The sequence below is a fragment of the Bradyrhizobium sp. CB2312 genome, from assembly GCF_029714425.1.
Lineage (GTDB): Bacteria > Pseudomonadota > Alphaproteobacteria > Rhizobiales > Xanthobacteraceae > Bradyrhizobium.
Genome location: NZ_CP121668.1, coordinates 7476795 through 7503514, shown reverse-complemented (window position 1 = coordinate 7503514; position 26720 = coordinate 7476795). Strand labels below are relative to the sequence as shown.

At 64.7% G+C, this 26720-nt stretch carries 29 protein-coding genes; 15 read left to right on the top strand and 14 right to left on the bottom strand.

Annotation, left to right across the window (positions count from 1 at the left end; genetic code table 11):
• Positions 1–13 precede the first annotated feature (13 nt).
• Positions 14–6307, bottom strand: a complete 6294-nt coding sequence (locus QA642_RS36415) for a HAMP domain-containing protein (protein WP_283081206.1) — start codon at positions 6305–6307, stop codon at positions 14–16.
• A 270-nt stretch (positions 6308–6577) separates the two neighbouring features.
• On the opposite strand from QA642_RS36415, the gene QA642_RS36410 reads away from it, so the two are divergent.
• Entirely contained in the window at positions 6578–6871 is a 294-nt protein-coding gene (locus QA642_RS36410; RefSeq protein WP_283081205.1) for a hypothetical protein, read from the top strand.
• Between the two features lie 6 nt (positions 6872–6877).
• On the opposite strand, the gene QA642_RS36405 is transcribed toward QA642_RS36410, so the two are convergent.
• Positions 6878–7393 carry a DUF4142 domain-containing protein gene (locus QA642_RS36405; RefSeq protein ID WP_283081204.1) on the bottom strand — a complete coding sequence of 172 codons (516 nt, stop codon included), beginning with the start codon at positions 7391–7393 and terminating at the stop codon, positions 6878–6880.
• A gap of 95 nt (positions 7394–7488) precedes the next feature.
• On the opposite strand from QA642_RS36405, the gene QA642_RS36400 reads away from it, so the two are divergent.
• The 3 genes from QA642_RS36400 (at position 7489) to QA642_RS36390 (ending at position 8225) form a co-directional block, all read left to right on the top strand.
• On the top strand, positions 7489–7683 hold the full coding sequence (locus tag QA642_RS36400) for a hypothetical protein (RefSeq protein ID WP_283081203.1): 195 nt from the start codon (positions 7489–7491) through the stop codon (positions 7681–7683).
• A gap of 119 nt (positions 7684–7802) precedes the next feature.
• Entirely contained in the window at positions 7803–7934 is a 132-nt protein-coding gene (locus tag QA642_RS36395) for a hypothetical protein (RefSeq protein WP_283081202.1), read from the top strand.
• Between the two features lie 69 nt (positions 7935–8003).
• The gene (locus QA642_RS36390) at positions 8004–8225 is read left to right on the top strand and encodes a hypothetical protein (RefSeq protein ID WP_283081201.1); all 222 of its coding nucleotides are present in this window, start codon (positions 8004–8006) and stop codon (positions 8223–8225) included.
• A 198-nt stretch (positions 8226–8423) separates the two neighbouring features.
• Here QA642_RS36390 and QA642_RS36385 read toward each other — a convergent pair whose 3' ends face one another.
• Positions 8424–8672 (bottom strand): hypothetical protein, encoded by a 249-nt coding sequence (locus QA642_RS36385; protein ID WP_283081200.1) that lies wholly within the window; start codon positions 8670–8672, stop codon positions 8424–8426.
• Positions 8673–8857: 185 nt separating this feature from the next.
• Here QA642_RS36385 and QA642_RS36380 point away from each other — a divergent pair, with 185 nt between their 5' ends.
• A complete protein-coding gene (locus QA642_RS36380) occupies positions 8858–9022 on the top strand; it encodes a hypothetical protein (protein ID WP_283081199.1) in 165 nt (54 codons plus the stop codon).
• Between the two features lie 4 nt (positions 9023–9026).
• Here QA642_RS36380 and QA642_RS36375 read toward each other — a convergent pair whose 3' ends face one another.
• The 7 genes from QA642_RS36375 to QA642_RS36345 form a co-directional block, all read right to left on the bottom strand.
• A complete protein-coding gene (locus QA642_RS36375; RefSeq protein WP_283081198.1) occupies positions 9027–9506 on the bottom strand; it encodes a DUF3147 family protein in 480 nt (159 codons plus the stop codon).
• Positions 9506–9853 carry a DUF3147 family protein gene (locus tag QA642_RS36370; protein WP_283081197.1) on the bottom strand — a complete coding sequence of 116 codons (348 nt, stop codon included), beginning with the start codon at positions 9851–9853 and terminating at the stop codon, positions 9506–9508. Before QA642_RS36370 ends, QA642_RS36375 begins: the two co-directional genes overlap by 1 nt.
• Positions 9850–10437 (bottom strand): phosphatase PAP2 family protein, encoded by a 588-nt coding sequence (locus QA642_RS36365; protein ID WP_283081196.1) that lies wholly within the window; start codon positions 10435–10437, stop codon positions 9850–9852. Before QA642_RS36365 ends, QA642_RS36370 begins: the two co-directional genes overlap by 4 nt.
• Before the next feature lie 98 nt (positions 10438–10535).
• Positions 10536–11426 (bottom strand): SDR family oxidoreductase, encoded by an 891-nt coding sequence (locus QA642_RS36360; RefSeq protein WP_283081195.1) that lies wholly within the window; start codon positions 11424–11426, stop codon positions 10536–10538.
• A 204-nt stretch (positions 11427–11630) separates the two neighbouring features.
• Entirely contained in the window at positions 11631–12179 is a 549-nt protein-coding gene (locus QA642_RS36355; RefSeq protein WP_283081194.1) for a DUF4142 domain-containing protein, read from the bottom strand.
• 88 nt (positions 12180–12267) lie between these two features.
• Entirely contained in the window at positions 12268–12495 is a 228-nt protein-coding gene (locus QA642_RS36350) for a hypothetical protein (RefSeq protein WP_027558261.1), read from the bottom strand.
• Positions 12496–12498: 3 nt separating this feature from the next.
• Positions 12499–14286, bottom strand: a complete 1788-nt coding sequence (locus QA642_RS36345) for a thiamine pyrophosphate-requiring protein (RefSeq protein WP_283081193.1) — start codon at positions 14284–14286, stop codon at positions 12499–12501.
• Positions 14287–14428: 142 nt separating this feature from the next.
• Between QA642_RS36345 and QA642_RS36340 the strand changes: the two genes are divergently transcribed.
• The 9 genes from QA642_RS36340 to QA642_RS36300 all read left to right on the top strand — a co-directional run bounded on the left by QA642_RS36340 (position 14429) and on the right by QA642_RS36300 (position 23340).
• On the top strand, positions 14429–14803 hold the full coding sequence (locus tag QA642_RS36340; RefSeq protein WP_283081192.1) for a PRC-barrel domain-containing protein: 375 nt from the start codon (positions 14429–14431) through the stop codon (positions 14801–14803).
• A 21-nt stretch (positions 14804–14824) separates the two neighbouring features.
• Entirely contained in the window at positions 14825–14983 is a 159-nt protein-coding gene (locus QA642_RS36335) for a hypothetical protein (RefSeq protein ID WP_167336523.1), read from the top strand.
• Positions 14984–15233: 250 nt separating this feature from the next.
• Positions 15234–16388 carry an HlyD family secretion protein gene (locus QA642_RS36330; RefSeq protein ID WP_283081191.1) on the top strand — a complete coding sequence of 385 codons (1155 nt, stop codon included), beginning with the start codon at positions 15234–15236 and terminating at the stop codon, positions 16386–16388.
• The gene (locus QA642_RS36325; RefSeq protein ID WP_283081190.1) at positions 16385–17998 is read left to right on the top strand and encodes a DHA2 family efflux MFS transporter permease subunit; all 1614 of its coding nucleotides are present in this window, start codon (positions 16385–16387) and stop codon (positions 17996–17998) included. Before QA642_RS36330 ends, QA642_RS36325 begins: the two co-directional genes overlap by 4 nt.
• Positions 17999–18076: 78 nt before the next feature.
• Positions 18077–18814 (top strand): SDR family oxidoreductase, encoded by a 738-nt coding sequence (locus tag QA642_RS36320; RefSeq protein WP_283081189.1) that lies wholly within the window; start codon positions 18077–18079, stop codon positions 18812–18814.
• A 63-nt stretch (positions 18815–18877) separates the two neighbouring features.
• Positions 18878–19879, top strand: a complete 1002-nt coding sequence (locus QA642_RS36315; protein ID WP_283081188.1) for a nitronate monooxygenase family protein — start codon at positions 18878–18880, stop codon at positions 19877–19879.
• A 109-nt stretch (positions 19880–19988) separates the two neighbouring features.
• On the top strand, positions 19989–20405 hold the full coding sequence (locus QA642_RS36310; RefSeq protein ID WP_283081187.1) for a hypothetical protein: 417 nt from the start codon (positions 19989–19991) through the stop codon (positions 20403–20405).
• Between the two features lie 295 nt (positions 20406–20700).
• Positions 20701–22266 carry an alkaline phosphatase D family protein gene (locus QA642_RS36305; protein WP_283081186.1) on the top strand — a complete coding sequence of 522 codons (1566 nt, stop codon included), beginning with the start codon at positions 20701–20703 and terminating at the stop codon, positions 22264–22266.
• A gap of 255 nt (positions 22267–22521) precedes the next feature.
• Entirely contained in the window at positions 22522–23340 is an 819-nt protein-coding gene (locus QA642_RS36300) for an aldo/keto reductase (protein ID WP_283081185.1), read from the top strand.
• 231 nt (positions 23341–23571) lie between these two features.
• Here the strand turns inward: QA642_RS36300 and QA642_RS36295 are convergent, their stop codons facing one another.
• Both QA642_RS36295 and QA642_RS36290 read right to left on the bottom strand, forming a co-directional pair.
• Positions 23572–23796 carry a hypothetical protein gene (locus QA642_RS36295; protein WP_283081184.1) on the bottom strand — a complete coding sequence of 75 codons (225 nt, stop codon included), beginning with the start codon at positions 23794–23796 and terminating at the stop codon, positions 23572–23574.
• A 129-nt stretch (positions 23797–23925) separates the two neighbouring features.
• A complete protein-coding gene (locus QA642_RS36290; protein WP_283081183.1) occupies positions 23926–24378 on the bottom strand; it encodes a hypothetical protein in 453 nt (150 codons plus the stop codon).
• A gap of 158 nt (positions 24379–24536) precedes the next feature.
• Here QA642_RS36290 and QA642_RS36285 point away from each other — a divergent pair, with 158 nt between their 5' ends.
• On the top strand, positions 24537–24809 hold the full coding sequence (locus QA642_RS36285; protein ID WP_283081182.1) for a helix-turn-helix domain-containing protein: 273 nt from the start codon (positions 24537–24539) through the stop codon (positions 24807–24809).
• A 9-nt stretch (positions 24810–24818) separates the two neighbouring features.
• Here QA642_RS36285 and QA642_RS36280 read toward each other — a convergent pair whose 3' ends face one another.
• Both QA642_RS36280 and QA642_RS36275 read right to left on the bottom strand, forming a co-directional pair.
• Positions 24819–26051 carry a PLP-dependent aminotransferase family protein gene (locus QA642_RS36280; protein WP_283081181.1) on the bottom strand — a complete coding sequence of 411 codons (1233 nt, stop codon included), beginning with the start codon at positions 26049–26051 and terminating at the stop codon, positions 24819–24821.
• Positions 26052–26141: 90 nt separating this feature from the next.
• Positions 26142–26660 carry a DUF3124 domain-containing protein gene (locus tag QA642_RS36275; protein ID WP_283081180.1) on the bottom strand — a complete coding sequence of 173 codons (519 nt, stop codon included), beginning with the start codon at positions 26658–26660 and terminating at the stop codon, positions 26142–26144.
• Positions 26661–26720 lie beyond the last annotated feature (60 nt).

Below are 26720 nucleotides of genomic sequence, written 5' to 3'. Positions count from 1 at the left end.
TCGCGGATCCAGCTCAACGATGCAGCCACATGCGGATCGCAAGCAGCAATTGATCGGTGTTGACGGGTTTGGCGAGGTAGTCGGACGCGCCGGCTTCCAGGCATTTTTCACGGTCGCCCTTCATCGCCTTGGCGGTCAGCGCGATGATCGGAAGCCGGGCGAAGGCCGGGTTTTCGCGAATGACGCCGATGGTCTGATAGCCATCCATCTGCGGCATCATGATGTCCATCAGCACGATGGCGATTTCCGGGTTGGATTCGACCAGCGTGACCGCCTCGCTGCCGGTCGTCGCCGTCAGCACCTTCATGCCGCGCCGTTCCAGCACGCTCGACAGCGCGAAGATGTTGCGGGCGTCGTCGTCGACCAATAGGGCGGTCTTGCCGATCAAATCCTCGTCGGAACTGTTCAGCTTCTCCAGCATGCGCTGCTTCTCGACCGGCAGTTCCGTGATCACGCGGTGCAGGAACAAAGCGGTCTCGTCGAGCAGGCGCTCCGGCGATTCCACGCCCTTGACCACGATGCTGCGCGCCATGGTGTGGAGTTCCGCGTCTTCCTCCGCGGAGAGCTCGCGGCCGGTGAAGACCACGACCGGAATGTTCGACAGCGCCTCGTCCTTGCGGATCTGGTCGAGCACCTCGAAGCCGCTCATGTCGGGCAGCCTGAGGTCGAGCACGACACAATCACAGGGCGCCTCGCGCAGCGTCGAGAGCGCGCCGGCTCCGGTGTCGGTCGCCACGATCTCGATGTCGTCATGATCCAGCAGCTCGCGGATCGAGAGCTGCTCGGCCTCGTTGTCTTCGACGATCAGCAGCCGCTTGCGCCGCGGCCGCGCATATTCCTTGATCTGCGACAGCGCGGCCGCCACGCCTTCCGTCGTGGTCGGCTTGTTGACGAAGGAGAAGGCGCCGCGAGCCAGTGCGTGCTGGCGGTCCTCGTCGAGCGTGATGATCTGAACGGGGATGTGGCGGGTCAGCGGATTGTGCTTGAGCTGGCTCAGCACCGTCCATCCGAGCATGTCGGGCAGGAACACGTCGAGCGAGACGGCCCGTGGCTGATACTGCTTGGCAAGCTCCAGCGCCTCCGCGCCACGCGCGGCGACCAGGACCTTGAAGCCCTTGTCGCGGGCGAGATCGACCAGCACGCGCGCGTAGTGCGGATCGTCCTCGACGATGAGCAGAATGGTGTCGCCGGGTTCGAGGTTGAGACGGTCGTCGGGCAATTGCTCGATGACGCGCTGCTGCTCGGGCGCGGACGGCTGGAGTGCGGGCGGCTGGCTGTAGGCCTGCGGCGCGGGCGCGCGCGGCGCCAGCGTCGGGCCGGAATATTTCAGCGGCAGATAGAGCGTGAAGGTCGAGCCCTTGCCCGGCGCGCTGCGCAGATGGATTTCGCCGCCGAGCAGGCTTGCGAGCTCGCGGCTGATGGCAAGACCAAGGCCGGTGCCGCCGTATTTGCGGCTGGTGCCGGCGTCGGCCTGCTGGAACGCCTCGAAGATCAGCTTCTGCTTCTCCAGGGGAATGCCGATGCCGGTATCGGACACTTCGAACGCGATCACGGCCGGCGCGGAGTTCAGCACCGGGTGATCCGTGCCCCAGCCGCCGACTGCGCCGGCGACCGTCAGACGCACCTCGCCTTCGGCGGTGAACTTGAAGGCGTTGGAGAGCAGGTTCTTCAGGACCTGTTGCAGCCGCTTGGAATCGGTGACGATGCTGCGCGCAAGGTTCGGATCGACGTCGATCTTGAACGACAGATTGCGGTTCTCCGCCTCGTGCCGGAACGGCCGGCCGACGGTCTCGAGAAGGTTCGCAGTCAGAATCTCCTCGGCGTCGACCGTCACCGTGCCGGACTCGATCTTGGAGAGATCGAGAATGTCGCTGATGAGATTGAGCAGGTCGGTGCCGGCGCCATGAATGGTGCGGGCGAATTCGACCTGCTTGGGGGTGAGGTTGCCGTCCGGGTTGTCGGTGAGCTGCTGCCCCAGGATCAGGATCGAGTTCAGCGGCGTGCGCAGCTCGTGGCTCATGTTGGCGAGGAATTCGGACTTGTACTTCGAGGTCAGCGCGAGCTCGGTCGCCTTTTCCTCCAGCGCGCGGCGGGCCTGCTCGATCTCCTGGTTCTTGCGCTCGACCTCGACGTTGCGCTCGGCGAGCTGCTGCGCCTTCTGCTCGAGCTGGTCGTTGGTCTGCTGCAATTCGCGCTGCTGGGTCTGGAGCTCGCCAGCCAGCTGCTGCGACTGCTTGAGCAGGCCTTCGGTCTGCATCGTCGCTTCGATCGAGTTGAGCACGATGCCGATGGAGTCAGTGAGCTGCTCCAGGAACGTCATCTGTGAGGTCGTGAACGAGACCAGCGAGGCGAGCTCGATCACGGCCTTGACCTGGCCCTCGAACAGAACCGGCAGCACGACGAGGTTCTTCGGTGCGACACGGAACAGCGCGGAGTTGATCGGCACGACGTCGGACGGAATGTCGGCCACCACGCGCGGCCGCTTGTCGAGGCCGCACTGGCCGATCAGGCCTTCGCCGAACTGGAGCACGCGCTGATAGGGATAGACTCCGTCGCTGGCGTAGGAGGCCAGCAGCAGGAGCTGCGGATTGTCCTCGCTCTCGACCTGGTAGATCACGCCGGTATGGGCGTTCACCAGCGGTGACAGCTCGGTGAGCAGAAGCCGGCCGACGGTGGCGAGGTCGCGCTGGCCCTGCAGCATGTTGGTGAATTTGGCGAGGTTGGTCTTCAGCCAGTCCTGCTCTGTGTTCACGTCCGTCGTCAGACGGAGGTTCGTGATCATCGTGTTGATGTTGTCTTTCAGCTCGGCCACTTCACCGCGGGCGTCGACCTGGATCGACCGCGTCAGGTCGCCCTTGGTCACGGCGGTCGCCACCTCCGCGATCGCGCGCACCTGCGAGGTGAGGTTGGCCGCCAGAAGGTTGACGTTACCCGTGAGGTCCTTCCAGGTGCCGGCGGCGCCGGGCACGTCGGCCTGACCGCCGAGGCGGCCCTCGACGCCGACCTCGCGCGCCACCGACGTCACCTGGTCGGCGAAGGTCGCGAGCGTCTCGGTCATGTTGTTGATGGTGTCGGCGAGGGCTGCGACCTCACCCTTCGATTTCACGGTGAGATTTTGCTTGAGATCGCCGTTGGCGACCGCCGTCACCACCTTGACGATGCCGCGGACCTGCTCGGTCAGGTTTGCCGCCATGAAGTTGACGGTGTCGGTGAGATCCTTCCAAGTGCCGGCGACGCCAGGCACCTGGGCCTGACCGCCGAGCTCGCCTTCGGTGCCGACTTCTCGGGCAACGCGCGTCACTTCGCCAGCGAAGGCATTGAGCTGGTCCACCATGGTGTTGATGGTGTTTTTCAGCTCGAGGATTTCGCCCTTCACGTCCACGGTGATCTTGCGGGACAAGTCGCCGCGCGCCACGGCGGTGGTGACTTCGGCGATGTTGCGGACTTGCGTCGTCAGGTTCGCGGCGAGCAGGTTGACGTTGTCGGTGAGGTCCTTCCAGGTGCCGCCGACGCCGGGCACGACGGCCTGACCGCCGAGCCGGCCTTCGGTGCCGACCTCGCGCGCCACGCGCGTCACTTCGGCGGCGAAGGAGCGGAGCTGCTCGACCATGGTATTCAAGGTGTCCTTGAGCAGCAGGATCTCGCCGCGCACGTCCACCGTGATCTTCTTCGACAGGTCGCCGCCGGCGATCGCGGTCGCGACCTCGGCGATGTTGCGGACCTGGGCCGTCAGGTTCGAGGCCATGAAGTTGACGTTGTCGGTGAGGTCCTTCCAGGTGCCGGCGACGCCGGGCACCTCGGCCTGACCGCCGAGCTTGCCTTCGGTGCCGACCTCGCGCGCGACGCGCGTCACTTCGCCGGCGAAGCCGTTGAGCTGATCCACCATGGTGTTGATGGTGTTCTTGAGCTCGAGGATTTCGCCCTTCACGTCCACGGTGATCTTGCGGGACAAGTCGCCGCGCGCCACGGCGGTGGTGACTTCGGCGATGTTGCGGACCTGGGCGGTCAGGTTGCCCGCCATCGAGTTCACGGAGTCGGTCAGATCCTTCCAGGTGCCGGCGACGCCGGGCACATTGGCTTGGCCGCCGAGACGGCCTTCGGTGCCGACCTCGCGCGCGACGCGCGTCACCTCGCCCGCGAAGCGGTTGAGCTGGTCGACCATCGTATTCAGCGTGTCCTTGAGCTGAAGGATCTCGCCGCGCACGTCCACCGTGATCTTGCGCGACAGGTCGCCGCCGGCGATCGCGGTCGCGACCTCGGCGATGTTACGGACCTGGGCGGTCAGGTTGCCCGCCATCGAGTTGACGTTGTCGGTGAGGTCTTTCCAGGTTCCGGCGACGCCGGTCACCTGGGCCTGGCCGCCGAGCTTGCCTTCGGTGCCGACTTCGCGCGCGACGCGCGTGACTTCGCCGGCGAAGGCGTTGAGCTGGTCGACCATGGTGTTGAGCGTCTCCTTCAGCTGAAGGATTTCGCCCGACACGTTCACGGTGATCTTCTTCGAAAGGTCACCCTTGGCGACCGCGGTCGCGACTTCGGCGATGTTGCGGACCTGGCCGGTCAGGTTCGAGGCCATCGAGTTGACGCTATCCGTCAAGTCCTTCCAGGTTCCGGCGACGCCGCGCACCTGGGCCTGGCCGCCGAGCTTGCCTTCGGTGCCGACCTCGCGCGCGACGCGCGTGACTTCGCCGGCGAAGGCGTTGAGCTGGTCCACCATGGTGTTAATGGTGTCCTTGAGCTCCAGGATCTCGCCGCGAACGTCCACGGTGATCTTCTTCGACAGGTCGCCGCCGGCGACCGCCGTCGTCACCTCGGCGATGTTGCGGACCTGTGCGGTCAGGTTCGACGCCATCGAGTTGACGCTTTCCGTCAGATCCTTCCAGGTGCCGGCGACGCCGAGCACGTTGGCCTGGCCGCCGAGCCGGCCTTCGGTGCCGACCTCGCGCGCGACACGCGTCACTTCGCCGGCGAAGGCGTTGAGCTGGTCGACCATGGTGTTGAGCGTTTCCTTCAGCTGAAGGATCTCGCCCGAGACGCTCACCGTGATCTTCTTCGAAAGGTCGCCGCTCGCGATCGCTGTGGCGACGTCGGCGATGTTGCGGACCTGCGCGGTCAGGTTCGACGCCATGAAGTTGACGTTGTCGGTGAGATCCTTCCAGGTGCCGGCCACACCGGGCACCTGGGCCTGGCCGCCGAGCTTGCCTTCGGTGCCGACCTCGCGCGCGACGCGCGTCACCTCCGAGGCAAAGGAGTTGAGCTGGTCCACCATGGTGTTGATGGTGTCCTTCAGCTCCAGGATCTCGCCGCGCACGTCGACCGTAATCTTGCGCGAGAGGTCGCCGCGCGCCACGGCCGTGGTGACGTTGGCGATGTTGCGGACCTGTGCGGTGAGGTTGCCGCACATCGCGTTGACGGAGTCGGTCAGGTCCTTCCAGGTGCCGGCGACGCCGGGCACGATCGCCTGGCCGCCGAGCTTGCCGTCGGTGCCGACCTCGCGCGCGACGCGCGTCACTTCGGAGGCGAAGGAGCGCAGCTGATCCACCATCGTGTTGATGGCTTCCTTGAGCTGAAGGATCTCGCCGCGCACGTCGACCGTGATCTTCTTCGACAAGTCGCCGTTGGCGACCGCGATCGTCACCTCGGCGATGTTGCGAACCTGGTTGGTCAGGTTGTTCGCCATCGAGTTGACGCTCTCGGTGAGGTCCTTCCAGACGCCGGTCACCTCGGGCACCTGGGCCTGACCGCCGAGCTTGCCCTCGGTGCCGACCTCGCGCGCGACGCGCGTCACCTCGGAGGTGAACACGCCGAGCTGCTTGATCATGGTGTTGACGATGGTTGCCGACTGCAGGAATTCGCCGCGGAGCGGCCGGCCGTCGACGTCGAGCTTGACGGTCTGGAGCAGGTCGCCTTGGGCGACGGCGGCGACCGCGCGGGTCACCTCGCGCGTCGGCCAGAGCAAATCGTCGATCAGCGTGTTGACCGAGCCTTCCATGTCGGCCCAGGAGCCCGAGGCGAGGCCGAATTTCACGCGCTGGCGGGTCTTGCCCTCGCGGCCGACCACTTGGCCGACCAGCTCGAGCTGCTGCGCCATGCGCTGGTTGGCGGCGATGATTTCGTTAAAAGTGTCGGCAATCTTGCCGTCGATGCCGAGATAGTCGCCGCTCATCCGCACGGAGAAATCGCCGCTGCGCATGGCCTGTAAGGCGAGTAGCAGTTCCGCGCGGGAATCCGGCTCTGACATACCGTTGGTTTTTGGTTTTGGGACGCGACGACCGGAGCGTGATGCAGTTCCGGGATCGAGGTCGCTCATACTGATTCCCCCGCAAGCATCGGCCGAATCCTGGCACGACGCGTTTGGTCAAAATAGAGCGTCAGCCAAATTCGAAATCAAGCGCCAAGGTTGCGACGCCGGGAAATGGAACCTGCTTTGCTCAGCCCGGCCGATTTAACCGCGATGAATCGGATTGGTTCCACGCGGCTTCGGAATAAATTGCCATAGGCGGGTGCGCCTCCAACACCGGCAATGCCTCGGAACGGAGCGTCGATCCTGCGGTTAGCCCGACAGAGAGGGAGAGAGCATATGAGAGCAGGAATTGCCGCGATCATCGTTCTATCGTTCGCCGCCGGATCGGCGTTTGCCCAGGGTACGCCCAGCGGGCGGGGGGCCGAGACCGGCGATCCTGCCGCCAGCTCCGCCACCCCGCATGCGGACACGTCAACCACAGGTCTGTCGACCAGGTCGAACCCGAGCGGCAGCGGCACCTCGACCTCGGGCGGCAAGGATGACAATGGCGATGCGGGCCGGGACAGGATGCCGGACAGCGACCGCACCGTGCGGCCGGAAAGCCAGCAACATCATCCGAACGACAAGTAGGAGCGGCTACTTGTCCGCCATGGTGCGCTCGGCGTCCCTGACCTGCTGCGCGCGCAGCCTCGGGAGCTGCTCGCGCGCGAAGGCGGCTAGTCCCGCATTGTCCGGTCCCTTCAGATAGTGCTCGAGCAGGCTGATGGCGGATTCATACTCGGGAATCTGCGCGGCATAGAAGCTTCTGACGTAAGTCGGACCGTCGGAATTCTCGGGTTCGACGAGACCTGCGCTCACCGACGTCGTCTTGCCGGCGCGCGGCTCCGTACCGATCGCCTCCTGGATCTGCTTCAGCGCCTTGTCGCGCTTGGCCGCCTCTTCGGCGCGCAAGGCGGCGAGGTTCTTGACCTCCGCGTTGCCCTTCAGATCGGTGCTCTCCAGAAGGCCCTGCTGGAAACGGCTGAAGCTGTAGAGGCCGCTGATGACATCGGTCGCGGTCGGCGTGCGGTCGCCGGCGGTTCGCTCACCCGTATTGTCGGCGAGCGCCGCGGTGCTGATGAAGGTCAGGACAATCGCGACAAGAATCCTCATGCAGCTCCAATAACTGGTGGCGTGCGAAGTTCCCTGGACGTTACGATCGAGTAAGGGCGGTTGCGACCCGGGAGTTCCATCCCCAGATCTTTGTGATGAAACAGTCCGACATTTTCAGGGATAACGCCGACAACTGTCTTCAGCTTGCCGAGCGGGCGGAAGGACTACCTGCCCACAAGCGCTACTCGCGCATGGCGGACGCCTGGACGGCGCTCGCCAACGAGCAGGATTGGCTTGATGGCGAAATCCCGCCCGTTACGATCCGGACCCCTCAAACGCGGAGTGCGTAAGCAACTCTCGCTTCGTAAACCCGCGTGTGAGACCGCTCACGGAATGCAAGCGACCAATTTGGGATCATTGGCAACAGTCGATCGCGCTGATTTTTCCGATTCCGGAAGGAGGTTTTGCGATGGCTCCACGTCTGGCTCTGCTTTCACTCATTCTCGCCTTCGGCGTCTCGGTCGCGTTCGCGGCCGTGACGACCGTCCGGCAGGTGCATCTGGAGAAGGCATCGGTCGCGGTCCACGCCGCGCATAGTTAGTGCCACGCCGGAACATTCGGCGCCGCGGTGCGTAAGCGCTTCGAGACATCGGAGAAGCGAGAGGACATCATGGCGCATTCCGACCACGGCATCGTCAGGGACAAGCGCGCTGAAGAGCAGCCCCGCGACAAGCAGCGCGCACAGACCGTGCACAAGACGGATCCCCAAACAACGAATCCGAAGGGCTCGCCGTCGCGTGAAGCGACGCGCGATCCCAAGCTCAACGACAACAGCAAGACACCGGGCTCGGGCATGACGCCGGATGATTCCGGCTCCGCACCGAGCGGCTAGGGCATGATCCGCAAAAGTGTGAAGCGGTTTTCCGAAGGGATCATGCTCCCAGAATAGCGCGAGGAACGAATCCCAGCGCGAAGAGTCGACGGAGTGCTTTCGGCTGTCATGCCCCCGGTGCGCCGGAAGCAATCTCCAAGGACGGCCCTGGCACCCCTGTGCCGGGGCCGTTTTGCTTGCGAGCTCCAGTAAGGCCGGTCAATCCTCGGCGTCGTGCTCACCGTTGGTCTGCGTGTGCCCCTCCGGCCCGCGGCCAAACACTCCGTAATCGCTGGACTTGATGCCGGCGCGGGCATCGACGCCCGCAGCCGCGAGCCCGAGCTTAAGCAGTTCGCGGACGGCCGCCGCGCGTGTCGGCATTCGATGCTTGAACCGGAAATCGTCGAGAGCGGACAGCTCCTCCGGCGAGAGCATTACCTGAAGCCGCTCGGCGCGAAGATCATTCATAGCAAACCACACCAAATGAGCAGTTTGAGTAGTTTACTCAACAAACCAACTTGGCAAGAGTTCCGCAGATGGCGATAAAGACTCCAAATGAGTAAAAAAATAAAGCAAAATCAATAAGATAGGTTATTGCATCTCGCTCGGAGAAGGCGCATCTTCGGCCAAAGGGCAGAAACGGGAGAGATGTGATGACGGACGAAGTCCGACTGCCCCGCAAGCTTTCCGAAGAGACCGATGCCTTCAAGCCGGTGCGACCAAGCCACCAGAAGATCATCGAGCAAGTGGAGCGCTGGGCCAACAGCCCCGGTCTTCAGCCGCCGACATCGCAGCCGTCGCGGGCGAAAGCGGGTTAAGCCTTCACGAGGAAAGGCCGTGGCTCTTTGCCGGATGCGCTGATCGCCGAGGGTGGCGGGAGACGATGCGAAGCTTGCGCCTGAGCCACCAGGCCGCCACGGAAACAATAGCCCAAACCGTCAGCGCGGCGATGAAAGCCGCCGCAGCGCTTGACCCGACCGCGAGATGGAACACCAGGGCGAATGCCGCAAGGCCGATACTGCCCAGCGCCGCACCTGCCGCATCGAGCGCCGCCGCCTTCTGTCCGCGCCGCCCCCCGCTCAGCCCGGCTTTCTCCTTGGCCTGACGCTCGTGGCTTTCGATCAGGGTCGCGCTGGCACAGAAGATGGCGGGAAGCGCGAGGAAGAGCCCGCCGACGGAGACACCGAAACGCGAGCCGATGAATCCCGCAAGCACCGTCGCAAGGCCGCCGAGCAGGAAGCGAACGGCGTATTCGTACCAACGCGCCTGTTTCAGCGCCGATGACGACAGCTTGACCAGCATCAGGCCGCACCTCCGAAGCCCGCGAGCAGGCCGAAGGCGACCACGAGCCATACCGCGAAGGCGGCAATGGTGGCCGGCAGCGCGGCGAGACCAAACCTCATCAGCAAATGGCAGACCGCGAGACTGTAGCAGGCGAGGGCAGTCGCACCGTAGATCATCGTCCAGCTCTCGGCCGCAGCATATTGCGGGCCATGCTGGACCACGGCGATGCCAAGGGTCGCCAGCGCGACCGAGGGTGCCGCGCCGAGAAGCCCGGCAAAGCTTTTCGGCCGCAGCATGTCGCCGCAGATCGCGAACACGGAGACGATCAGACCGCCGGCGATGAAACGCAGGAGATATTCCGTCATGGTCGGACTCGTGAACCTGAAGGCCGCGGCTGCCGTGACTTTCCAAGTGTGAATGGCCTGAGCAGTCGCTCGACGAGGACGCCGAGCGTGAAACCTGCCACCACGTCGCTGGTCCAATGCGCAAGCAGTGCCACGCGCGTCAACGACAGCGCCACCGCGAGCGCGCGCGCCACCTGGCGTCGCGCCGGCGGCAGCAGGCCGGCGGCGGAGGCGAGTGCGCCCATATGCACGGCGTGACCTGAGGGAAATGCGTCCCGGGATCGTCCGGAGAAGGGAATGCCGCGCCAATGGCCGCGCACCGTCAGCCGGTCCGGCCTTGTCTGATTGAACACCGACTTCAGGACGTGCGGCAGCACAGCTGTCGCCATCGACACGATCAGCACGTGATCGGCAAGTTGGCGCGTCTGCGGCTGCCGCAGCCTTGTGTAGAGCCATCCTGCCGCGGCGAGCGCGAGCAACACGTGCTCGTCGGCTCCCCACGTCAATGTCTCGGCAGTGTGCTCAAGCCCTGGGTTGGTGTGGTCCGCGATCTCGTTCGCGATCGCCGTATCGATCCGGGTGGGTTTGACTGTTACGAGCGCCATCGGTCCGCAGGCGGTGGTTCCTTTGTGTCAGTTGTGTAAAGCCGGAAGACGGCGATGGTTCCTGGACTTTACCCTGTCGTCGGCCCGCGGCGCCGAGACTATGGTTGCCCCGATCCGCCGGCGGATCCATACACCTGCCCGGTCGCGTAGCTCGCATCCGCCGCGGCCAGTTGCACGTAGATGGAGGCGAGCTCGGCAGGTTGGCCGGGGCGCCCGAGCGGTGTCATGCCGCCGAACTTCTCGAGCTTCTCCATCGATGCGCCGCCGGAGACCTGGAGCGGCGTCCAGATCGGGCCCGGCGCGACGCCGTTGACGCGGATGCCCTTCGAGGCGAGTTGCTTGGCCAGCGACTTCACGTAGTTCATCGTCGCCGCCTTGGTCTGCGCGTAATCATAGAGCTCCGGAGACGGATCGTAAGCCTGCTCGGATGTCGTGCCGATAATGCACGAGCCCGGCTTGAGATGCGGCAGCGCCGCCTTGATGATCCAGAACGGCGCGTAGATGTTCGTCTTCATGGTCGCGTCGAAATCCTCCGACGAAACGTCGAGGATGGACTCGCGGCTCTGCTGGCGCGCGGCGTTGCAGACGACGATATCGAGCCCGCCCAGCTGCTGCACGGCCTGCTCGACCAGCGTCTTGCAGAATGCCTCGTCGCGGAGATCGCCGGGGATGGCGACGCCGCTGCGCTCTTCTTTCCTGATCAGCGCGATCACGTCCTGCGCGTCCGCCTCCTCAGTCGGGAAGTAGTTGATGGCGATGTCGGCGCCCTCGCGCGCATAGGCAATTGCGGCGGCGCGGCCCATGCCGGAATCGCCGCCGGTGATCAGCGCCTTGCGGCCGCCGAGGCGGCCGGAGCCCTTGTAGCTGGTCTCGCCATGATCGGGGCGCGGCTCCATCTTGCCGGCAAGACCCGGCCAGGGCTGTGACTGCTTCTTGAACGGCGGCTTCGGATAGCGGCCGACGGGGTCAATCAGCTTCTGCTCGGACATGGATGTATCTCCTTTCGCTGACGAAGACGCCAGCGAAGCCGCCGCGAGCGTTGCGCTCGCGGCGTGGACGACGTGCCGGCGGGTGAATGAGGTCTTGTCTTGCTGTGTCACGATGATCTCCGCGATTTTGAGATCAATCCGCGGAGACGGGCATCGTTGCTAACCGGGAGGACGCCGGAAGGGCCGGCGTCCATCAGAAGATGGTTACTTCGACTGACCGACGCTCGGCGCCTTGCCGAGCTCCTTGGCCATGTCGCGATGGTGCTTGAGCGCCAGCAGCGTCTTGCCGGCCCAGTCCTTCAGCGCGGAATTGTCGCCGCCCTTGGCGTAGCGTTCGAACAGCGACACGGCGTCCTCGTGGGCACTGACCTGGTACGAATTGTAGTCAGAGCTGAAATCCTTGCCTGTCGCGCTCTTGAGCTTGTCGAGCTTGCTCTGATGCGGGCTGTCGAGCGCCGTCGGCAGCGTCGCCTGCACTTTGCCGTCGCTGACCAAGCCCTTCAGCTCGCCGCTGGTCTTGGTGTGGTCGGTCACCATCTGCTGGGCGAAGGCCTTCTCCTGTGCGTTGCCCTTCTGCTCGGCGAGCTTGCTCGATTCGATCTCGAACATGTCGCTGATCGCGACCTCCTTGGCAAAGTCGGCTGTGGTGGGCGCGACGCCGAGTGCCGAATTGACCCCGGTCTTCTCGCCCAGCGACTGGGCGAGCGCGGGGCCTGCAAGCACGCAGGCAATCGCGATGATGGTCCGTTTCATGGTCCGATCCCTCCAATGTGGGCGCGCAGCCTCCCGCCGCGCGACGTTGCGTCGACCAACACACCGCAGGGACCGAGGTTCCTAACGGCTAATCGGTGGGGTTGCGGCCGGTGCGCGGATTGATCGGATCGGTCGGCTTGCGCCGTAGTCGCTCGGGCAGAAACGGCTCGCTTGGCGAGGCCGAAGGCTCTGCACGCACGTCGGCATGGTGTTGTGCGCGCTCGTGGGGCGTCTTGTTGTCGTTGAAGTGCTGCTTCACGTCGACGCCATCGACGGGGTCGTTGACGCCATGCTGGATATCGCGGAAGTCGCTCATGGTTCACTCCTTTCCGGGCAGGATGGTTTCGAGCACCTGCCGTGCCGCGCCCTTGATGACGCTGCTCTCGTTCGGATCGCCCTTCATCAGCGCGAGCGAGAAGTTCTTGGCCTGCTGCAGCGTGATGTGCGGCGGCAGCGGCGGCACCTCGGGATCGGTCTTCACCTCCAGCACGACGGGCCTCTCGCTCGCCAGCGCCTGATCCCAGGCCGAGCCGATCAGCTGCGGACTATCCACGAAGATGCCGGTGAGGCCGATCATCTCGGCGAAGCGTGAATAGGACACGTCGGGAATGCGCTGCGAGGCCTCGAACTTGGGATCACCGTTGATGATGCGCTGCTCCCAGGTGACCTGGTTGAGATCCTCGTTGTTGAAGACGCAGACGATGAAGCGCGGGTCGCGCCAGGAGCGCCAGTATTTGGCGGCCGTGATCAGCTCGGCCATGTTGTTCATCTGCATCGCGCCGTCGCCGACCAGCGCGATCACCGGCCGGTCCGGATGAGCATATTTCGCGGCGAGCGCATAAGGCACTGCGGCGCCCATCGAGGCGAGGCCGCCGGAGAGCGAGGCGATCATGCCGCGGCGCATCTTCAGATCGCGCGCGAACCAGTTGGCGCAGGATCCGGAATCGCTGGTGATGATGGCGCGCTCGGGCAGGCGTGGGGACAATTCCCAGGCGACCAGTTGCGGATTGACTGGCGCGGCCGGCTGATGCGCGCGGTCGTCCAGCGTCTTCCACCATTTCGCGACGTCGTCCTCGATGCCCTTGCGCCAGGCGGCATCGGCCTTGGGAGCGAGCCGCGGCAGCAATGCGCGCAACGTCTCGGCGGCGTCGCCGACGAGGCCGACTTCCATGGGAAAGCGGATCGACATCATGCTGGCGTCGATGTCGATCTGCACGCCGCGCGCGGCGCCTTCTTTCGGCAAGAATTCGGCATAGGGAAAGGCGGAGCCGACCATCAGCAGCGTGTCGCAGCCCATCATCATGTTGTAGCTGGGCTCGGTGCCGAGCAGGCCGATCGAGCCGGTCACCCATGGCAGATCGTCCGGCAGCGCTGCCTTGCCGAGCAGCGCCTTGGCGCAGCCGGCCGACAAGCGGTCTGCGACCGCGATGACCTCGTCGGTCGCATGGAGCGCGCCGGCGCCGATCAGCATCGCGACCTTCTTGCCGGCGTTGAGCACCTCCGCGGCGCGGTCGAGGTCGGCGTCGCGCGGCATGATGCTGGGCGAATTGTAGCCGATGCCGGAATGCAGTGTGCCGTGCGCACGGGGCGGCGTTTCGTAGGGTTCCTCCTGGAGATCGTTGGGCAGGATGATCGCTGTGGGGGCGCGCCGAGCCAGTGCGGTCCGCACCGCGCGATCGATCAGATGCCGCACCTGCGCGGGCGAGGACGCCTGCATGACATAGGCGCCGGCGACATCCTTGAACATCGAGACCAAGTCGAGTTCCTGCTGGTAGTTCCCGCCGAGCGCATCGCGCGCCTGCTGGCCGACGATCGCCAGCACCGGCTGATGATCGAGCAGCGCATCGTAGAGGCCGGTAATGAGATGCGAGGCGCCGGGGCCGGAGGTCGCGATGCAGACGCCGAGCTCGCCCGAGAACTTCGCATAGGCGGTTGCCATGAACGCGGCCATCTCCTCGTGCCGCGCCTGCACAAAGCCGATCTTGCCGTCCGCCCGGTTCAGCGCGCCGAACACGCCGTTGATGCCGTCGCCGGGATAACCGAACAAGTGCCGCACGCCCCATTGATGCAGGCGCTGGACGATGAAGTCGGAGACGGTCTGGGACATCGAGGCGGCTCCCGGTTTCCTTTTCGGTGACGTTAGAGAACCGCGCGTTTCCGGCGATGTTCCTGATGTTGCGCAGGTTGCGCGCCGGAACGATCGCTCACCTGTGCGGTTGATTCACACATTGGCTGAGTGGAGAATTGATATGCTGAATCAAGGCGAACTGGACCGCAGCGAGATGGGCCGGTTGATCGGCAGCGACAAGGTCGAGGGAACATCGGTCTATGGCGCGGATCGCAACCGGATCGGCTCGATCGAGCGCGTGATGATCGACAAGATCAGCGGCAAGGTGTCCTACGCCGTGCTCGGCTTCGGCGGCTTCCTGGGGCTCGGCAATGATCACTATCCGTTGCCCTGGCAGTCGCTCAAATACGACAGGGAGCTCGGCGGCTATGTCACCGGCATCACCACCAAGGAACTGGAAGGCGCGCCGAAATACGGCGATCGGAGCGACTGGAACTGGGGTGATGACGCCGCGGTTCGCGGCATCAACTCCTATTACGGCGTTCCCTTCGCGTAGGAGCCAGCGAAGGAGCCTGCGATGAGCAAGGAACGACCCAACGACGATCCCCGGCAGCAGAACGATTGGGGTTCGCACAGTCAGACGGACACGCCCTGGAAGGGCACTCCGGAGAAGGAGCAGGGGTCGGGCAAGGTGAAGCCCGATCTCGAGAAATGGCACGAGACCAAGACGCACTGAGCCGAGACTCACTGAACCAAAACTCTCTGAACCAAGACGCACTGAACCAAGTGCGCCACATCGGCACTGCAGGCAAGCGCGGCACCGAGAGTGCCGCGCTTGTTCTTTGAGCCGTGCAATCACGAATGATAGTGAGCTTCTTCAAGCCGGAACCATGCCTCAGTGCTGCGGTTAGGCTCGCAGCGCGCGAGTTGCTCTTCTCTGCTCTCCCGCCGGTTTAGTCGCAAGATTCGCAAGAAAGGTGTTCACCGTGGATGCTCAGACACGGCAGCGCGATCCGTCCGCGGAGCAGCCGCAGAGGGCAAAGGAGGCTCCGAAATCCCCTCCTGATCAGACTCGCGACGCCGACGGCCAGAAGTCGGCGAAGACACCGTCGTTGCGCGACCGGCTGCGTGAGCATTGGCTGCTGGCAACCGTCGGCACCGTCGTGCTGATCGCGGCCCTCATCGGCGGCGTGCTCTATTGGCTCGAGGTCCGCCACTACGAGTCCACCGACGACGCCTTCGTCGCGGCGCGCAGCTTTTCCGTGGCCTCGAAGGTCGGCGGCTACGTGACCGACGTGCCGGTCAGCGACAACCAGCATGTCAGTGCCGGCGATCTGCTGGCGAAGATCGACGAGCGCGACTACCGGATCGCAGTCGATCAGGCCACGGCTCAGGTTGAAGTCTCCAAGGCCAACATCGGCAACGTCGAGGCGCAGATCGTCTCCCAGGAGGAGCAGATCAAGCAGGCCCAGGCGCAGCTCGATCAGGCGCAGGCCCAGCTCCAGTTCGCGCAGGAGGAGTTCAAGCGCGCAGAAGATCTCGTCGAGAAGGGCGCCGGCACCGTGCAGCGCCAGCAGCAGACACGCTCCGACCTTCAGGCGCAGCAGGCCAACACCGAGCGCGCCAAGACAGCGGTCACGACCGCACAGGTCGGCATCAAGACGCTGCAAGCCCAGCTCGCAGGCGCCAAGGCACAGCTGGAGCAGTCGCAGGCGCAGCTCGATCAGGCCAAATTGAATTTGCAGTACACCAATGTCGTCGCTGCGCAGTCCGGCCGCGTGGTGAAGCTGTCAGGCGCCAAAGGCACCTTCGTCACCGCAGGCCAGAGCCTGATGATGTTCGTGCCGGACGAGGTCTGGATCGTCGCCAACTACAAGGAGACGCAGCTCAACGACATGCGTCCGGGCCAGCCGGTCGAGGTCCGCATCGACGCCTATCCCGGGCGCAAGCTGACTGGCCATGTCGATTCCGTGCAGCCAGGCTCCGGCACCGCGTTCAGCCTGCTGCCGGCGGAGAACGCCACCGGCAATTACGTCAAGGTGGTGCAGCGCGTGCCGGTGAAGATCGTGGTCGACAAATGGCCGGCCGATCTGCCTGTCGGTCCCGGCATGTCGGTCGTGCCCTGGACCAGGGTGCGATGACCGACGCCACGCAAGCGGGCGCCGGAGGCTGGTCGCCGGAGCGCTCGGCGGCCGGCGGGCACAATCCCTATCTGATCGCCTTCGTGGTCTCGATCGCGACCTTCATGGAGGTGCTCGACACCACCATCGCCAATGTCGCGCTGCGTCACATCGCCGGCGGGCTCGCGGTGGGCCTCGACGAGAGCACCTACGTCATCACCAGCTATCTCGTTGCGAATGCCATCGTGCTGTCGATCTCGGGCTGGCTCTCGACCGTGATCGGCCGCAAGCGCTTCTACATGATGTGCGTGGCAACGTTCACGGTGGCATCGCTGCTGTGCGGCTTTGCCTGGAATCTGGAGGCGCTGGTGCTGTTCCGGATTCTCCAGGGCCTCGGTGGTGGCGGCATGGCGACCAGCGAGCAGGCGATCCTCGCTGACTCCTTCCCGCCGCACAAGCGCGGCCAGGCTTTTGCGATCTACGGCGTTGCCGTCGTGGTCGCGCCGGTGATCGGTCCGACGCTCGGCGGCTGGATCACCGACACCTACAGCTGGCACTGGGTGTTCCTGATCAACGTGCCGATGGGCTTGCTCTCGCTGTTCCTGGTGGGCACGCTGGTCAAGGAGCCCTCGGGCGCGGAGGAGGAGAGGCAGAAGCTGCTGAGCAGCGGGCTGCGGGTCGACTATGTCGGCTTCCTGCTGGTCGCGATCGGGCTCGGCTCGCTCGAATTCGTGCTCGACGAAGGCCAGCGCAACGATTGGTTCGGCTCGAACATGATTATCGTCTTCGCGGTTCTCGCGGCGGTCTCTCTGCTTGCGCTGATCCCGTGGGAGCTGACGCGCGAGGATCCCATTGTCGACCTCCGGTTGCTCGGCCGCCGCCAGTTCGGCGCCTGCTTCCTGGTCATGCTCGGCACCGGCGCGGTGCTGATCTCGACCACGCAGCTTTTGCCGCAACTGCTCCAGACCGAGCTGAACTACACGGCCACGCTGGCCGGTCTCGCGCTGTCCCCCGGCGGCATGGCGACGCTGGTGCTGATGCCCGTGGTCGGCCGTCTCGTCAGCACCGTGCAGCCGAAATACCTCATCATGTTCGGCGCCGCGATTGTCGCGTTCTCGATGTGGCATCTCACCGGGCTCAGCGGCGACATCACCTATGGCTATGCCGCATTGTCGCGCATCTTCCTCGCGCTGGGCCTGCCGTTCCTGTTCCTGCCGGTGACGACCGCGTCCTATGATGGCGTGCCGCCTGACAAGACCAACCAGGCTTCCGCCTTGATCAACGTCGCGCGCAACATCGGGGGATCCATGGGCGTTGCGCTGGCGCAGTCCATTCTGGCGCAGCGCCAGCAATTCCATCAGAGCCGTCTGATCGAGCACGCCGCACCGTCCGACCTCGGTTACCAGCAGACCATCGACGCCATGACACGCTACTTCCAGGCGCAGGGCTCGAATGCGAGCGATGCGGCGTCACAGGCGGTGGCCTGGGTGGGGAAGACCTTGCAGCAGCAGGTCGATTTCCTCGCCTATATCGACGTGTTCTGGACGCTTGCGATCGTCGCGGTGCTGATGATCCCCACCGCGGCGGTGCTGCGGCCGATCGATCTGCATGCGCCGGCGCGGGGGCATTGAGCTCGTGGCTGTTTGACGGCTCTATGCTGGGATTATAGCCTCCGGCCCGATCACGTATCTTCGGAGGAGGAGGCGACCTTGCCCAAGCGAAACGCGACAGCGGCCGTGATCGGCGCCGGCGATTTCATCGGTTCGGAGATCGCCAAGAAATTTGCCGCGGAAGGCTTTTCAATCTTCGCTGGCCGCCGCAACGGCGACAAGCTGGCGCCACTGGTGCAGGACATCGAAGCTGCCGGCGGCGAAATTCACGCGCGCTCGCTCGATGCGCGCAAGGAGGAGGAGGTCATTTCCTTCCTCGACGATGCCGACAAGCACGCGCCGCTCGAAGTCTGCATCTTCAACGTCGGTGCCAACGTCAATTTCCCGATCCTCGACACCACCGAACGCGTCTTCCGCAAGGTCTGGGAGATGGCCTGCTATTCCGGTTTCCTCGCCGGCCGTGAAGCGGCGCGGCTGATGCTGCCGCGCGGCGGCGGCAACATCTTCTTCACAGGGGCGACCGCGAGCTTGCGCGGCGGCAGCGGCTTTGCCGCCTTCGCCAGCGCGAAGTTCGGTCTGCGCGCCGTGGCGCAGGCGATGGCGCGCGAGCTTGGCCCGAAGAACATTCACGTCGCCCATCTCATCATCGATTCCGGTGTCGACACCGAATGGGTGCGGCAGCGCCGGCTCGAAGCGCTTGGCCCCAATGCGCTCGACAATCCCGATCTGCTGATGCCGCCGTCGGCTGTGGCCGACTCCTATTGGCAGCTCTACCAGCAGCCGAAGAGCGCCTGGACCTTCGAGATGGAGATCCGCCCGTTCGGAGAGAAATGGTGACCGCGGCGCAAAAGTCCGGCTAGACTGAAATCAACCTGATCAAATTCCGGGAGGAGGACTTACGTGAAGACCGCGATTACCGAACTGTTCGGCATCGAGCACCCGATCATCCAGGGCGGCATGCATTTCGTCGGCTTTGCCGAGCTGGCTGCCGCCGTCTCCAATGCCGGCGGGCTCGGCATCATCACCGGTCTCACGCAAAAGACGCCGGAGCTGCTTGCGAAGGAGATCGCGCGCTGCCGCGACATGACCGACAAGCCGTTCGGTGTGAACCTCACCTTCCTGCCGACCTTCTCAGCGCCGCCCTATCCGGAATACATCGCAGCCATCGTCGAAGGCGGCATCAAGGCCGTGGAGACCGCGGGCCGCAGCCCCGAACAATACATGCCCGCGCTGAAAGCCGCCGGCATCAAGGTCATCCACAAATGCACCTCGGTGCGGCATTCGCTGAAGGCCGAGAAGATCGGCTGCGACGCCGTCAGCGTCGATGGTTTCGAGTGCGGTGGCCATCCCGGCGAGGACGACATTCCGAACATGATTCTGCTGCCGCGCGCGGCCGAGGAATTGAAGATCCCGTTCGTCGCCTCCGGCGGCATGGCCGATGGGCGCAGCCTCGTCGCGGCGCTCTCGCTCGGTGCGGCCGGCATGAACATGGGCACGCGCTTCATCGCCACCAAGGAAGCGCCGGTGCATCAGAACGTGAAGAACGCGCTGGTCGCCGCCACCGAACTCGACACCCGCCTGATCATGCGCGCGCTGCGCAACACCGAGCGCGTCCTCAAGAACGCCAATGTCGACCGCCTGCTCGAGATCGAGCGCGAGAAGGGCGCCAAGCTCACCATCGATGACATCCACGACCAGGTCGCGGGCGTCTACCCAAGAATCATGCTGGACGGGCAGATGGACGCGGGCGCCTGGAGCTGCGGCATGGTCGCAGGGCTCATCCGCGACATTCCCACCTGCAAGGAACTTGTCGATCGCATCATGAGCGAGGCGGAAACCATCATCCGCAGCCGCCTGATGAGGTTCCTGGACGGGACAGGTGCGACGCGAAAGGTCGCTTGAGACCGTCAAACTTCTTAACCACGGCGGCAATTGGCCGCTGGAATTGCGCGAGACGCCTCCTAAATAGGGGTAAATTACCCCTTTAATCATTCAATTTCAGGAGGCGTCCGTGGTCCTGAAAAGCGTGCCTTTTGCAGTCATTGCCCTCGTGCTCGCATGGGGCGGTCTCGCACGCGCTGACGACTACAAGCCCGACGAATATCTCAGCCTCGACCTCTCCAAAGCCGTGCTGTCGCCGAAGCGGCTCGGACCCGAGACGCAGTTCGCGCCAGTGGCGCTCCAGGCCAAGGGCGGCAACGAGGCGCAGGCCCGTGTCGAGCCGATGGATGTGCCGAAGAAGGTCGCCGCCGAGCGTGTGCACGTACCCGAGCCGAAGGTCGCGCATGCCAGGAGCGCCCAGCCGCGCGGTGCAGCGCGCACCAAGCTAGCGCATCGGCGCGGCAATCCGCTCGACGCGCAGGCGATGGACACCCGCATCCAGACCTGGCCGTGCCGCTCCGGCGGCATCTGCAACTGGAAGCATTAGGCGCGCTGTCGCTGTGTCTTTACCTCGCCCCGCTTGCGGGGAGAGGTCGGAGTTCGCGCGTAGCGCGGATTCCGGGTGAGGGGGGACAGGTCCCGCGACGATCGCACGTGTGGATGGAGCCCCTCACCCCAACCCTCTCCCCGTAAGAACGGGGCGAGGAGTGGACCGCCGCTGCGGCTCCCGTTCAATGCGTCATCTCCGCGTCGCAAAACCGTAGGCGTGGAGTCAAGAAACCGTAAGCTTGGAGTCAAGGAGCGCAGGCACCTTCCGTCGCGATTCGACGAAGGTCTCCTGAATGGCATCGCTCCGCGCCTCGCGCGCATGGACCCGGCGGCAATTCCTGGTCCGCTCCGCCTCCAGCCTCGCCATCGCCGCGCTTGCGAAGCCCTCGATCAGTCGCGCCGCCGATCGCCCGCAGATCGCGGGCGGCATCCAGTCGGGCGATGTCTGCGATGGCTCCGCCGTGATCTGGGCGCGCGCGGATCGGCCTGCGCGCATGCAGGTGGAGTGCTCCACTGTCGAAAGCTTCAGGACAATCATTGCATCCGCCTCGCGCGACGCGCTGCCCGATGCCGACTTCACAGCAAAGCTGCAGCTCGACGATCTGCCGGCGGGGCAGGACATCTTCTATCGCGTGCGCTTCGACGACATCGCGACAGGCATCGCCAGCGAAAGCCGCACCGGGCATTTCCGCACCGCGCCGGCGGCCGGCCAGTCGATCTCGTTCGTGTGGTCCGGTGACGTCGCCGGGCAGGGCTGGGGCATCGACGTCTCGCGCGGCGGCTATCGCAGCTATCGTACCATGCTCGACAACCGCCCGGATTTCTTCATCCATTCCGGCGATCACATCTACGCCGATTGCACGATCCCGTCCGAGCAGAAGCTGCCGAACGGCGAGATCTGGCGCAATGTGGTGACGGAGGAGAAAGCCGAGGTCGCACACACGCTGGCGCAGTTCCGCGGCAACTACAAATACAACCATCTCGACGAGCACTTTCGCGCCTTCCACGCGGAGGTGCCGATGTTCGCGCAGTGGGACGATCACGAAGTCACCAACGACTGGTCGCCCATCGGCAGCTACGATGAAGCCGGCTTCGAGGGCGACGGCACCCCGCGCCTCGTTGCGCGTGCCCGGCGCGCGTTCTTCGATTTCATGCCGATCCGCGACATCGGCGCGCGCAAGCGCCGGGTCTATCGCAAGATCGGCTACGGCCCGCTGCTCGACGTCTTCATGATCGACATGCGCAGCTATCGCGACGAGAGCTGGAACAAGGGCGACGATCATCGCGGCTGGATTCTCGGCGCCGAGCAGCTCGCCTGGCTGAAGCGGGAGCTTGCCGCCTCGCGTGCGACCTGGAAGGTGATCGCGGCCGACCTGCCCATCGGCCTCGTCAGTCTCGATGCCGTCGCGCTTGGCGACGGCGCGCCCGACCGGCGCGAGCACGAGATTGCCGATCTGCTCAGTGCGATCAAGTGCGCAGGCGTGCGCAACATCGTCTGGCTCACCACCGACATGCACTACACGGCGGCGCACTACTACGATCCGAACAAAGCCCAGTTTAGGGAATTCGAGCCGTTCTGGGAGTTTGTCTCCGGCCCGCTGCACGCCGGCAGCTGGGGCCCGGGCGAGCTCGACAACACCTTTGGCCCGGTCGCGATGTACCAGAACGGATGCAGCGCGGCGCAGGGCGAGAATCTCGCGCCGTGCTTCGGCCTCCAGTTCTTCGGCCGTGTCGACATCGACGGCACCAGCGGCGTCATGACCGTGACCTTGAAGGACGTTGACAATCGCGACCTCTGGTCGGTCGACATCGTGCCGCAGCCGCAGGCGCGCCCTGCCGTGGTGGCGCAGCATTCGTGAGGGGCGGCTCTGCGCCCCCGGTCGTCATGGCCGGGCTTGACCCGGCCATCCACGCCCTGTTGCCGGGCACGAAGGACGTGGATGCCCGGGACAAGCCCGGGCATGACGGTGGGACCTAACCCGATCTTGATTGGCTGGCGCGCGCCTCACGCGCTACACTACCCGCTCCCGCCACCTCTTTTCCATCACCGAAGAGTCTGTCCCCCGCGGTCCCACCGCGTGTCTGGCGGCATGAAAGACGTCAGGAGTTAGCTCATGGATCATCTGAAGACACAGGGCATCAGCATGCCCAAGCTCGGCCTCGGCACCTTCCGCATGCAAGGCGACGTCTGCCGCGCCGCGGTCGAGAGCGCGGTTGCGATCGGCTATCGCCACATCGACACCGCCGAGATGTATGCCAACGAGGAAGCCATCGGTGCCGCGCTTGCCGCGGCCCGGCTGCCGCGTGGCGAGCTGCACGTCACCACCAAGGTCTGGCACGAAAATCTCAGCCCCGACGCCATCCGCCGGGCTTTCGACGCCAGCCTGACCAAGCTTCGGCTCGATCACGTCGACCTCTACCTCGTGCACTGGCCATCGAAGTCCGCGAACTGGGGCGCGGTGTTCGAGACCCTGATGAAGCTGAAAGAGGAGGGGCGCACGCGGGCGATTGGCGTTGCCAATTTCACCACGGCGCTGCTCAAGATCGCGGTCGAGGACATCAAGGCGCCGATCGCCTGCAACCAGATCGAATATCACGCGATGCTCGATCAATCGAAGGTGCTGGCCTATCTCAACGGCAAGTCGATCCCGCTGGTCGCCTATTGCCCGCTCGCGCAGGGGCGCATCGCCTCGGATCCGGTGCTGGCAGAGATCGGCGCCAAGCACGATGCGACCGCAGCCCAGGTCGCGCTGAAATGGCTGCTCGACCAGAACGGCGTCGCCGCAATTCCGAAAGCCTCGCGCCGCGAGAGCCAGCAGGCCAATCTCGACGCGCTGAAGATCACGCTCGACGATGCCGACCGCAAGAAGATCGCCGCGCTGCCGAAGGACAGGCGCTGCGTCAATCCGGGCTTTGCGCCTGCCTGGGATTAGTAGGCCGAGGCAGCCACTGTTTACCCTCTCCCCTTGCGGGAGAGGGTGGCTCGCCGCGAAGCGGCGAGACGGGTGAGGGGTATCTCTCCGCGCATGAATCTCTTGCGTTGGAGTTTCGCTGAGGCAACCCCTCATCCGGCGCTTTGCGCCACCTCCTCCCGCAAGGGGAGAAGGAAGAAAGCACACAAAGAAATGGCCCCGTGAGGGGCCATTTCCTCGTTGCGTTGCGCATTAGTCCCAGTGATGACGATGGCCGCGCTTGATCACGACGACCCGGTCGCGATGGTGCCAGCCGCGATGCCAGCCGTGGTCGCGATGCATGCCGTATTCGGCGCGCGCGCCGTACAGGCCGTTATGATGACCGCGCTTGACCACCACCGTCTCGGCGCTGGCCAGCGTCGGCGCCGCGATCACGAGCGCACCGAGGGCCGCAACCACATAACCAAGCTTCTTCATGATGTCCTCCTCCAATCGAATGCAAATCTAAACCGCGCATTCGCATGAACGTTCCGGAGGAACGGGAAGAGATTTCTGAATGGATATTCAGACAGAGTGATTCGAGAAGATCATGTTCGGACGCAATGGTTAATCGCAGAGCTGCTGCGCCGGCGTCGGCTCGCCCGTGCCGACGTATTTGCCGTCCCTGATCGTGTACACCCCTCGCTCGCTGCGATTGTAGATCGCGCGCAAGCCGCCGTCCTTCAACAGCAGCAGGCCGAACTCGCGCGTCTGCTGCATCGAAGGGAAGTACACCATCACATTGAGCAGGCCTTCGGCGTTGATCGTCGCCGACACGACCTCGTTCTCGTCCTTGGCTTCGCCAAAATTGCGCCGGTACATCACCCGGCCGTCCTTCCGGATTTCGTAAGTGAGTCGCGCGCCCTTCTCTCGGTCGGGCCTTGCTGCGCAATCGACAGCCCATGAGCCGAGCAGGCCCCATTGCTCGACCGTTACCGCCAGCGTCTCTGCGCCGGCCGTGGACGCGAACGCAATCCATAGCACCGCCGCCGTGGTCCAGCGGCTGAGACAACGCGTCATATCCTGGAAAACCCCGCCTCGAATAGTTCCAAAGTGTAGCATCCCGGGCGCGATCGTCCACGCCGGCTGCCGATCGCGCGCGAATTTGATCCGCGTCAATGAGGCCGGTCGCGTCGGGCGTAGGATGGCGCTCCCGAAGGCGATGCGTGGTGAGAGCGATGCTGAATCAAGTCATGGATTTCGCGGGCGAGGTGCTGCCGGGCAGCTGCGCCGTGCCGCCTTATTCCGAGGCCGCGTTTCTGGCCGAGCTCGGCGAGCGCTTGAGAACCTCGCGCACGCGTTGCGAGCTGTCGCGCCGGGAGCTGGCCCGCCGCTCCGGCATTTCCGAGCGCTACATCGCCCAGATCGAGGCCGGCAAGGGCAACGTCTCGATCGTGCTGCTGCTGCGGCTGGCCGCCGCGATCCACGGCAGCCAGCCCCAGGCGGCCTAACGCTCCAGCTTAGGCCCGCTTCTCCACATTGGCGCTGCGGGCCGGCACGCCGAACTCCTTGCGGCAGACCTCGGCCAGCACGGCGACGCCCTCGCGGATCTGCTGATGCGAGGGGCTTGCAAAGCACAGTCGCAACCGCGAGCTGGAATGGCTCTTGTTGGTCGACCATTCCGGCCCCGGATTGATCGAGACGCCGGCGGCGAGCGCGGCCTGATACAGTTTTAGCGTATCGACCTGGTCGGGCAGCTTGACCCAGAGGAAGATGCCGCCCTTCGGCTCCTCGAACTCGGCGGCGGTGCCGAACTGCTCGTTCAGCGCCTCCATCAGCGTATCGAGCTTGGTGCGCAGCGCCTTCGTCAGCGCCGGCACGTGGCTCGCAAAATGCGGCTTGCAATAGGCCGCGAGCACCATCTGCTCCAGCGCGCCGGAGCCGGCATCCGTCTTCAGCGCCAGCATCCGTGACATCACATCCCAGGGCGCCACGATGAAGCCGACGCGCAGCGCCGGCGCGATCGACTTCGAGAACGAGCCGATATGGATCACGCCGCCGTTCGGGCTCATCGCGTGGATCGCGGGCGGCCGCTGTCCCGACCAGACGAGGTCGGCATAGCAATCGTCCTCGAAGATCGGCACGCCGTACTCGGTCGCGAGCCGTACCAGCTCGGCGCGGCGGCTCTCCGGCATGATGGTGCCGGTCGGGTTCTGCACGGTGGGGATGGTGTAGATGTATTTGGGACGAATGCCGCGGCTTTTCAGATCGGCCAGCGTCGAGGCCAGCACGTCCATGCGCATGCCGTCCTTGTCGAGCGGGATGCCGACCACGTTGACACCGAGCCGCGCCAGGCGGGTCAACGAGCCCTGGTAGCTATCCTGCTCGAAGATGACGGTGTCGCCGCGCGCCAGGAGCGTGTTGTTGACGAGGTCGAGCGCCTGCAGCGAGCCGGACACGATCAGGAGATCGTCGACGGTGCAGTTGATGCCGGCATCGCGCTTGAGTTTCGTCACGAGGAACTCGCGCAGGGGCAAATAGCCTTGCGGGCCATGCGCCAGTCCGTAGGTGGCGAGCGAGCGGCCCTCGCGTTGCAGGGCCGAGTTCGTCGCCTCGATCAGGCCATCGAGTGGCAGTTGCTCGGAATCGTTATTGCCGCCGACAAAACTGTATTTGGCAAGGCCCGTCCAGCGCGCAGAAGGGGCCGGCAGCCCTGCGGGAAACAGGGGGGCGAAATCGAAGCTGGACGTCATGGGGCGTTCCTCGTTTCTGTTCTTGTTGAGCAGCCGGCATTGCGCCGGCCAGCCTTGTTTCTTCTTGCCGGTCGCCCGGGAGAGGCGGCCTTACTTCTTGCCGACCGTCCTGGTCGGACGGCCTTGGCTGATGAAAGCGTAATGCGCATTGGCGACGCCGCCAACCATCAAGGCCTCGACCACCGGCTCGGCGATCTCGCCCGTTGCGGCCCAGTCGACGAGGAAATTGGCCCCGGTCCCGCCGCGCACGTCGTCGGTCGCAATGAAGATCGAGACGGTGGCGAGGGGCTTGAGCGCGACTGGCGCCTTCAGATAGGTCTCGACCTGCTTGCCCGCGGTGTCGAAATAGGCGATGCGTTTGACCACGAGTGCTTGCGTCTCGGAGGCGTTGTGTACGCTCAGGGTCACCGAGAAGTCGACACGCAGCTTGCCCTGGCTCATCGCAATGCTGGAATAGGCCGGCACGTAGAACCCGCCGGAGACGGCCAGGTCCTCCTTCGGCAATGCGGTGAGCGAATCGGCAAAGGCCTGCTCGATATTGACCTTGGGCTGAGCGATTGCAGGCGCGAACGAACCTAGTAAGGCTATCAGCCAGAGCACGATCCGCATGTGACGAATTGCTCGCTTGCCGCGCTGCACTCGGTCACTAGGGTGCGGCAAAACGGACCG

Bases quoted from the DNA above. Each gene is read 5' to 3' on its own strand.
- QA642_RS36340 (WP_283081192.1), top strand. From the start codon at position 14,429: ATGCTGAATCAAGGCGAACTGGACCGCAGCGAGATGGGCCGGTTGATC.
- QA642_RS36415 (WP_283081206.1), bottom strand. From the start codon at position 6,307: ATGAGCGACCTCGATCCCGGAACTGCATCACGCTCCGGTCGTCGCGTC.
- QA642_RS36370 (WP_283081197.1), bottom strand. From the start codon at position 9,853: ATGACGGAATATCTCCTGCGTTTCATCGCCGGCGGTCTGATCGTCTCC.
- QA642_RS36380 (WP_283081199.1), top strand. From the start codon at position 8,858: ATGACGGACGAAGTCCGACTGCCCCGCAAGCTTTCCGAAGAGACCGAT.
- QA642_RS36395 (WP_283081202.1), top strand. From the start codon at position 7,803: ATGGCTCCACGTCTGGCTCTGCTTTCACTCATTCTCGCCTTCGGCGTC.
- QA642_RS36390 (WP_283081201.1), top strand. From the start codon at position 8,004: ATGGCGCATTCCGACCACGGCATCGTCAGGGACAAGCGCGCTGAAGAG.
- QA642_RS36300 (WP_283081185.1), top strand. From the start codon at position 22,522: ATGGATCATCTGAAGACACAGGGCATCAGCATGCCCAAGCTCGGCCTC.
- QA642_RS36355 (WP_283081194.1), bottom strand. From the start codon at position 12,179: ATGAAACGGACCATCATCGCGATTGCCTGCGTGCTTGCAGGCCCCGCG.
- QA642_RS36385 (WP_283081200.1), bottom strand. From the start codon at position 8,672: ATGAATGATCTTCGCGCCGAGCGGCTTCAGGTAATGCTCTCGCCGGAG.
- QA642_RS36400 (WP_283081203.1), top strand. From the start codon at position 7,489: ATGAAACAGTCCGACATTTTCAGGGATAACGCCGACAACTGTCTTCAG.
- QA642_RS36285 (WP_283081182.1), top strand. From the start codon at position 24,537: ATGCTGAATCAAGTCATGGATTTCGCGGGCGAGGTGCTGCCGGGCAGC.
- QA642_RS36275 (WP_283081180.1), bottom strand. From the start codon at position 26,660: ATGCGGATCGTGCTCTGGCTGATAGCCTTACTAGGTTCGTTCGCGCCT.
- QA642_RS36410 (WP_283081205.1), top strand. From the start codon at position 6,578: ATGAGAGCAGGAATTGCCGCGATCATCGTTCTATCGTTCGCCGCCGGA.
- QA642_RS36280 (WP_283081181.1), bottom strand. From the start codon at position 26,051: ATGACGTCCAGCTTCGATTTCGCCCCCCTGTTTCCCGCAGGGCTGCCG.
- QA642_RS36345 (WP_283081193.1), bottom strand. From the start codon at position 14,286: ATGTCCCAGACCGTCTCCGACTTCATCGTCCAGCGCCTGCATCAATGG.
- QA642_RS36405 (WP_283081204.1), bottom strand. From the start codon at position 7,393: ATGAGGATTCTTGTCGCGATTGTCCTGACCTTCATCAGCACCGCGGCG.
- QA642_RS36365 (WP_283081196.1), bottom strand. From the start codon at position 10,437: ATGGCGCTCGTAACAGTCAAACCCACCCGGATCGATACGGCGATCGCG.
- QA642_RS36360 (WP_283081195.1), bottom strand. From the start codon at position 11,426: ATGTCCGAGCAGAAGCTGATTGACCCCGTCGGCCGCTATCCGAAGCCG.
- QA642_RS36290 (WP_283081183.1), bottom strand. From the start codon at position 24,378: ATGACGCGTTGTCTCAGCCGCTGGACCACGGCGGCGGTGCTATGGATT.
- QA642_RS36350 (WP_027558261.1), bottom strand. From the start codon at position 12,495: ATGAGCGACTTCCGCGATATCCAGCATGGCGTCAACGACCCCGTCGAT.
- QA642_RS36335 (WP_167336523.1), top strand. From the start codon at position 14,825: ATGAGCAAGGAACGACCCAACGACGATCCCCGGCAGCAGAACGATTGG.
- QA642_RS36295 (WP_283081184.1), bottom strand. From the start codon at position 23,796: ATGAAGAAGCTTGGTTATGTGGTTGCGGCCCTCGGTGCGCTCGTGATC.
- QA642_RS36305 (WP_283081186.1), top strand. From the start codon at position 20,701: ATGGCATCGCTCCGCGCCTCGCGCGCATGGACCCGGCGGCAATTCCTG.
- QA642_RS36325 (WP_283081190.1), top strand. From the start codon at position 16,385: ATGACCGACGCCACGCAAGCGGGCGCCGGAGGCTGGTCGCCGGAGCGC.
- QA642_RS36375 (WP_283081198.1), bottom strand. From the start codon at position 9,506: ATGCTGGTCAAGCTGTCGTCATCGGCGCTGAAACAGGCGCGTTGGTAC.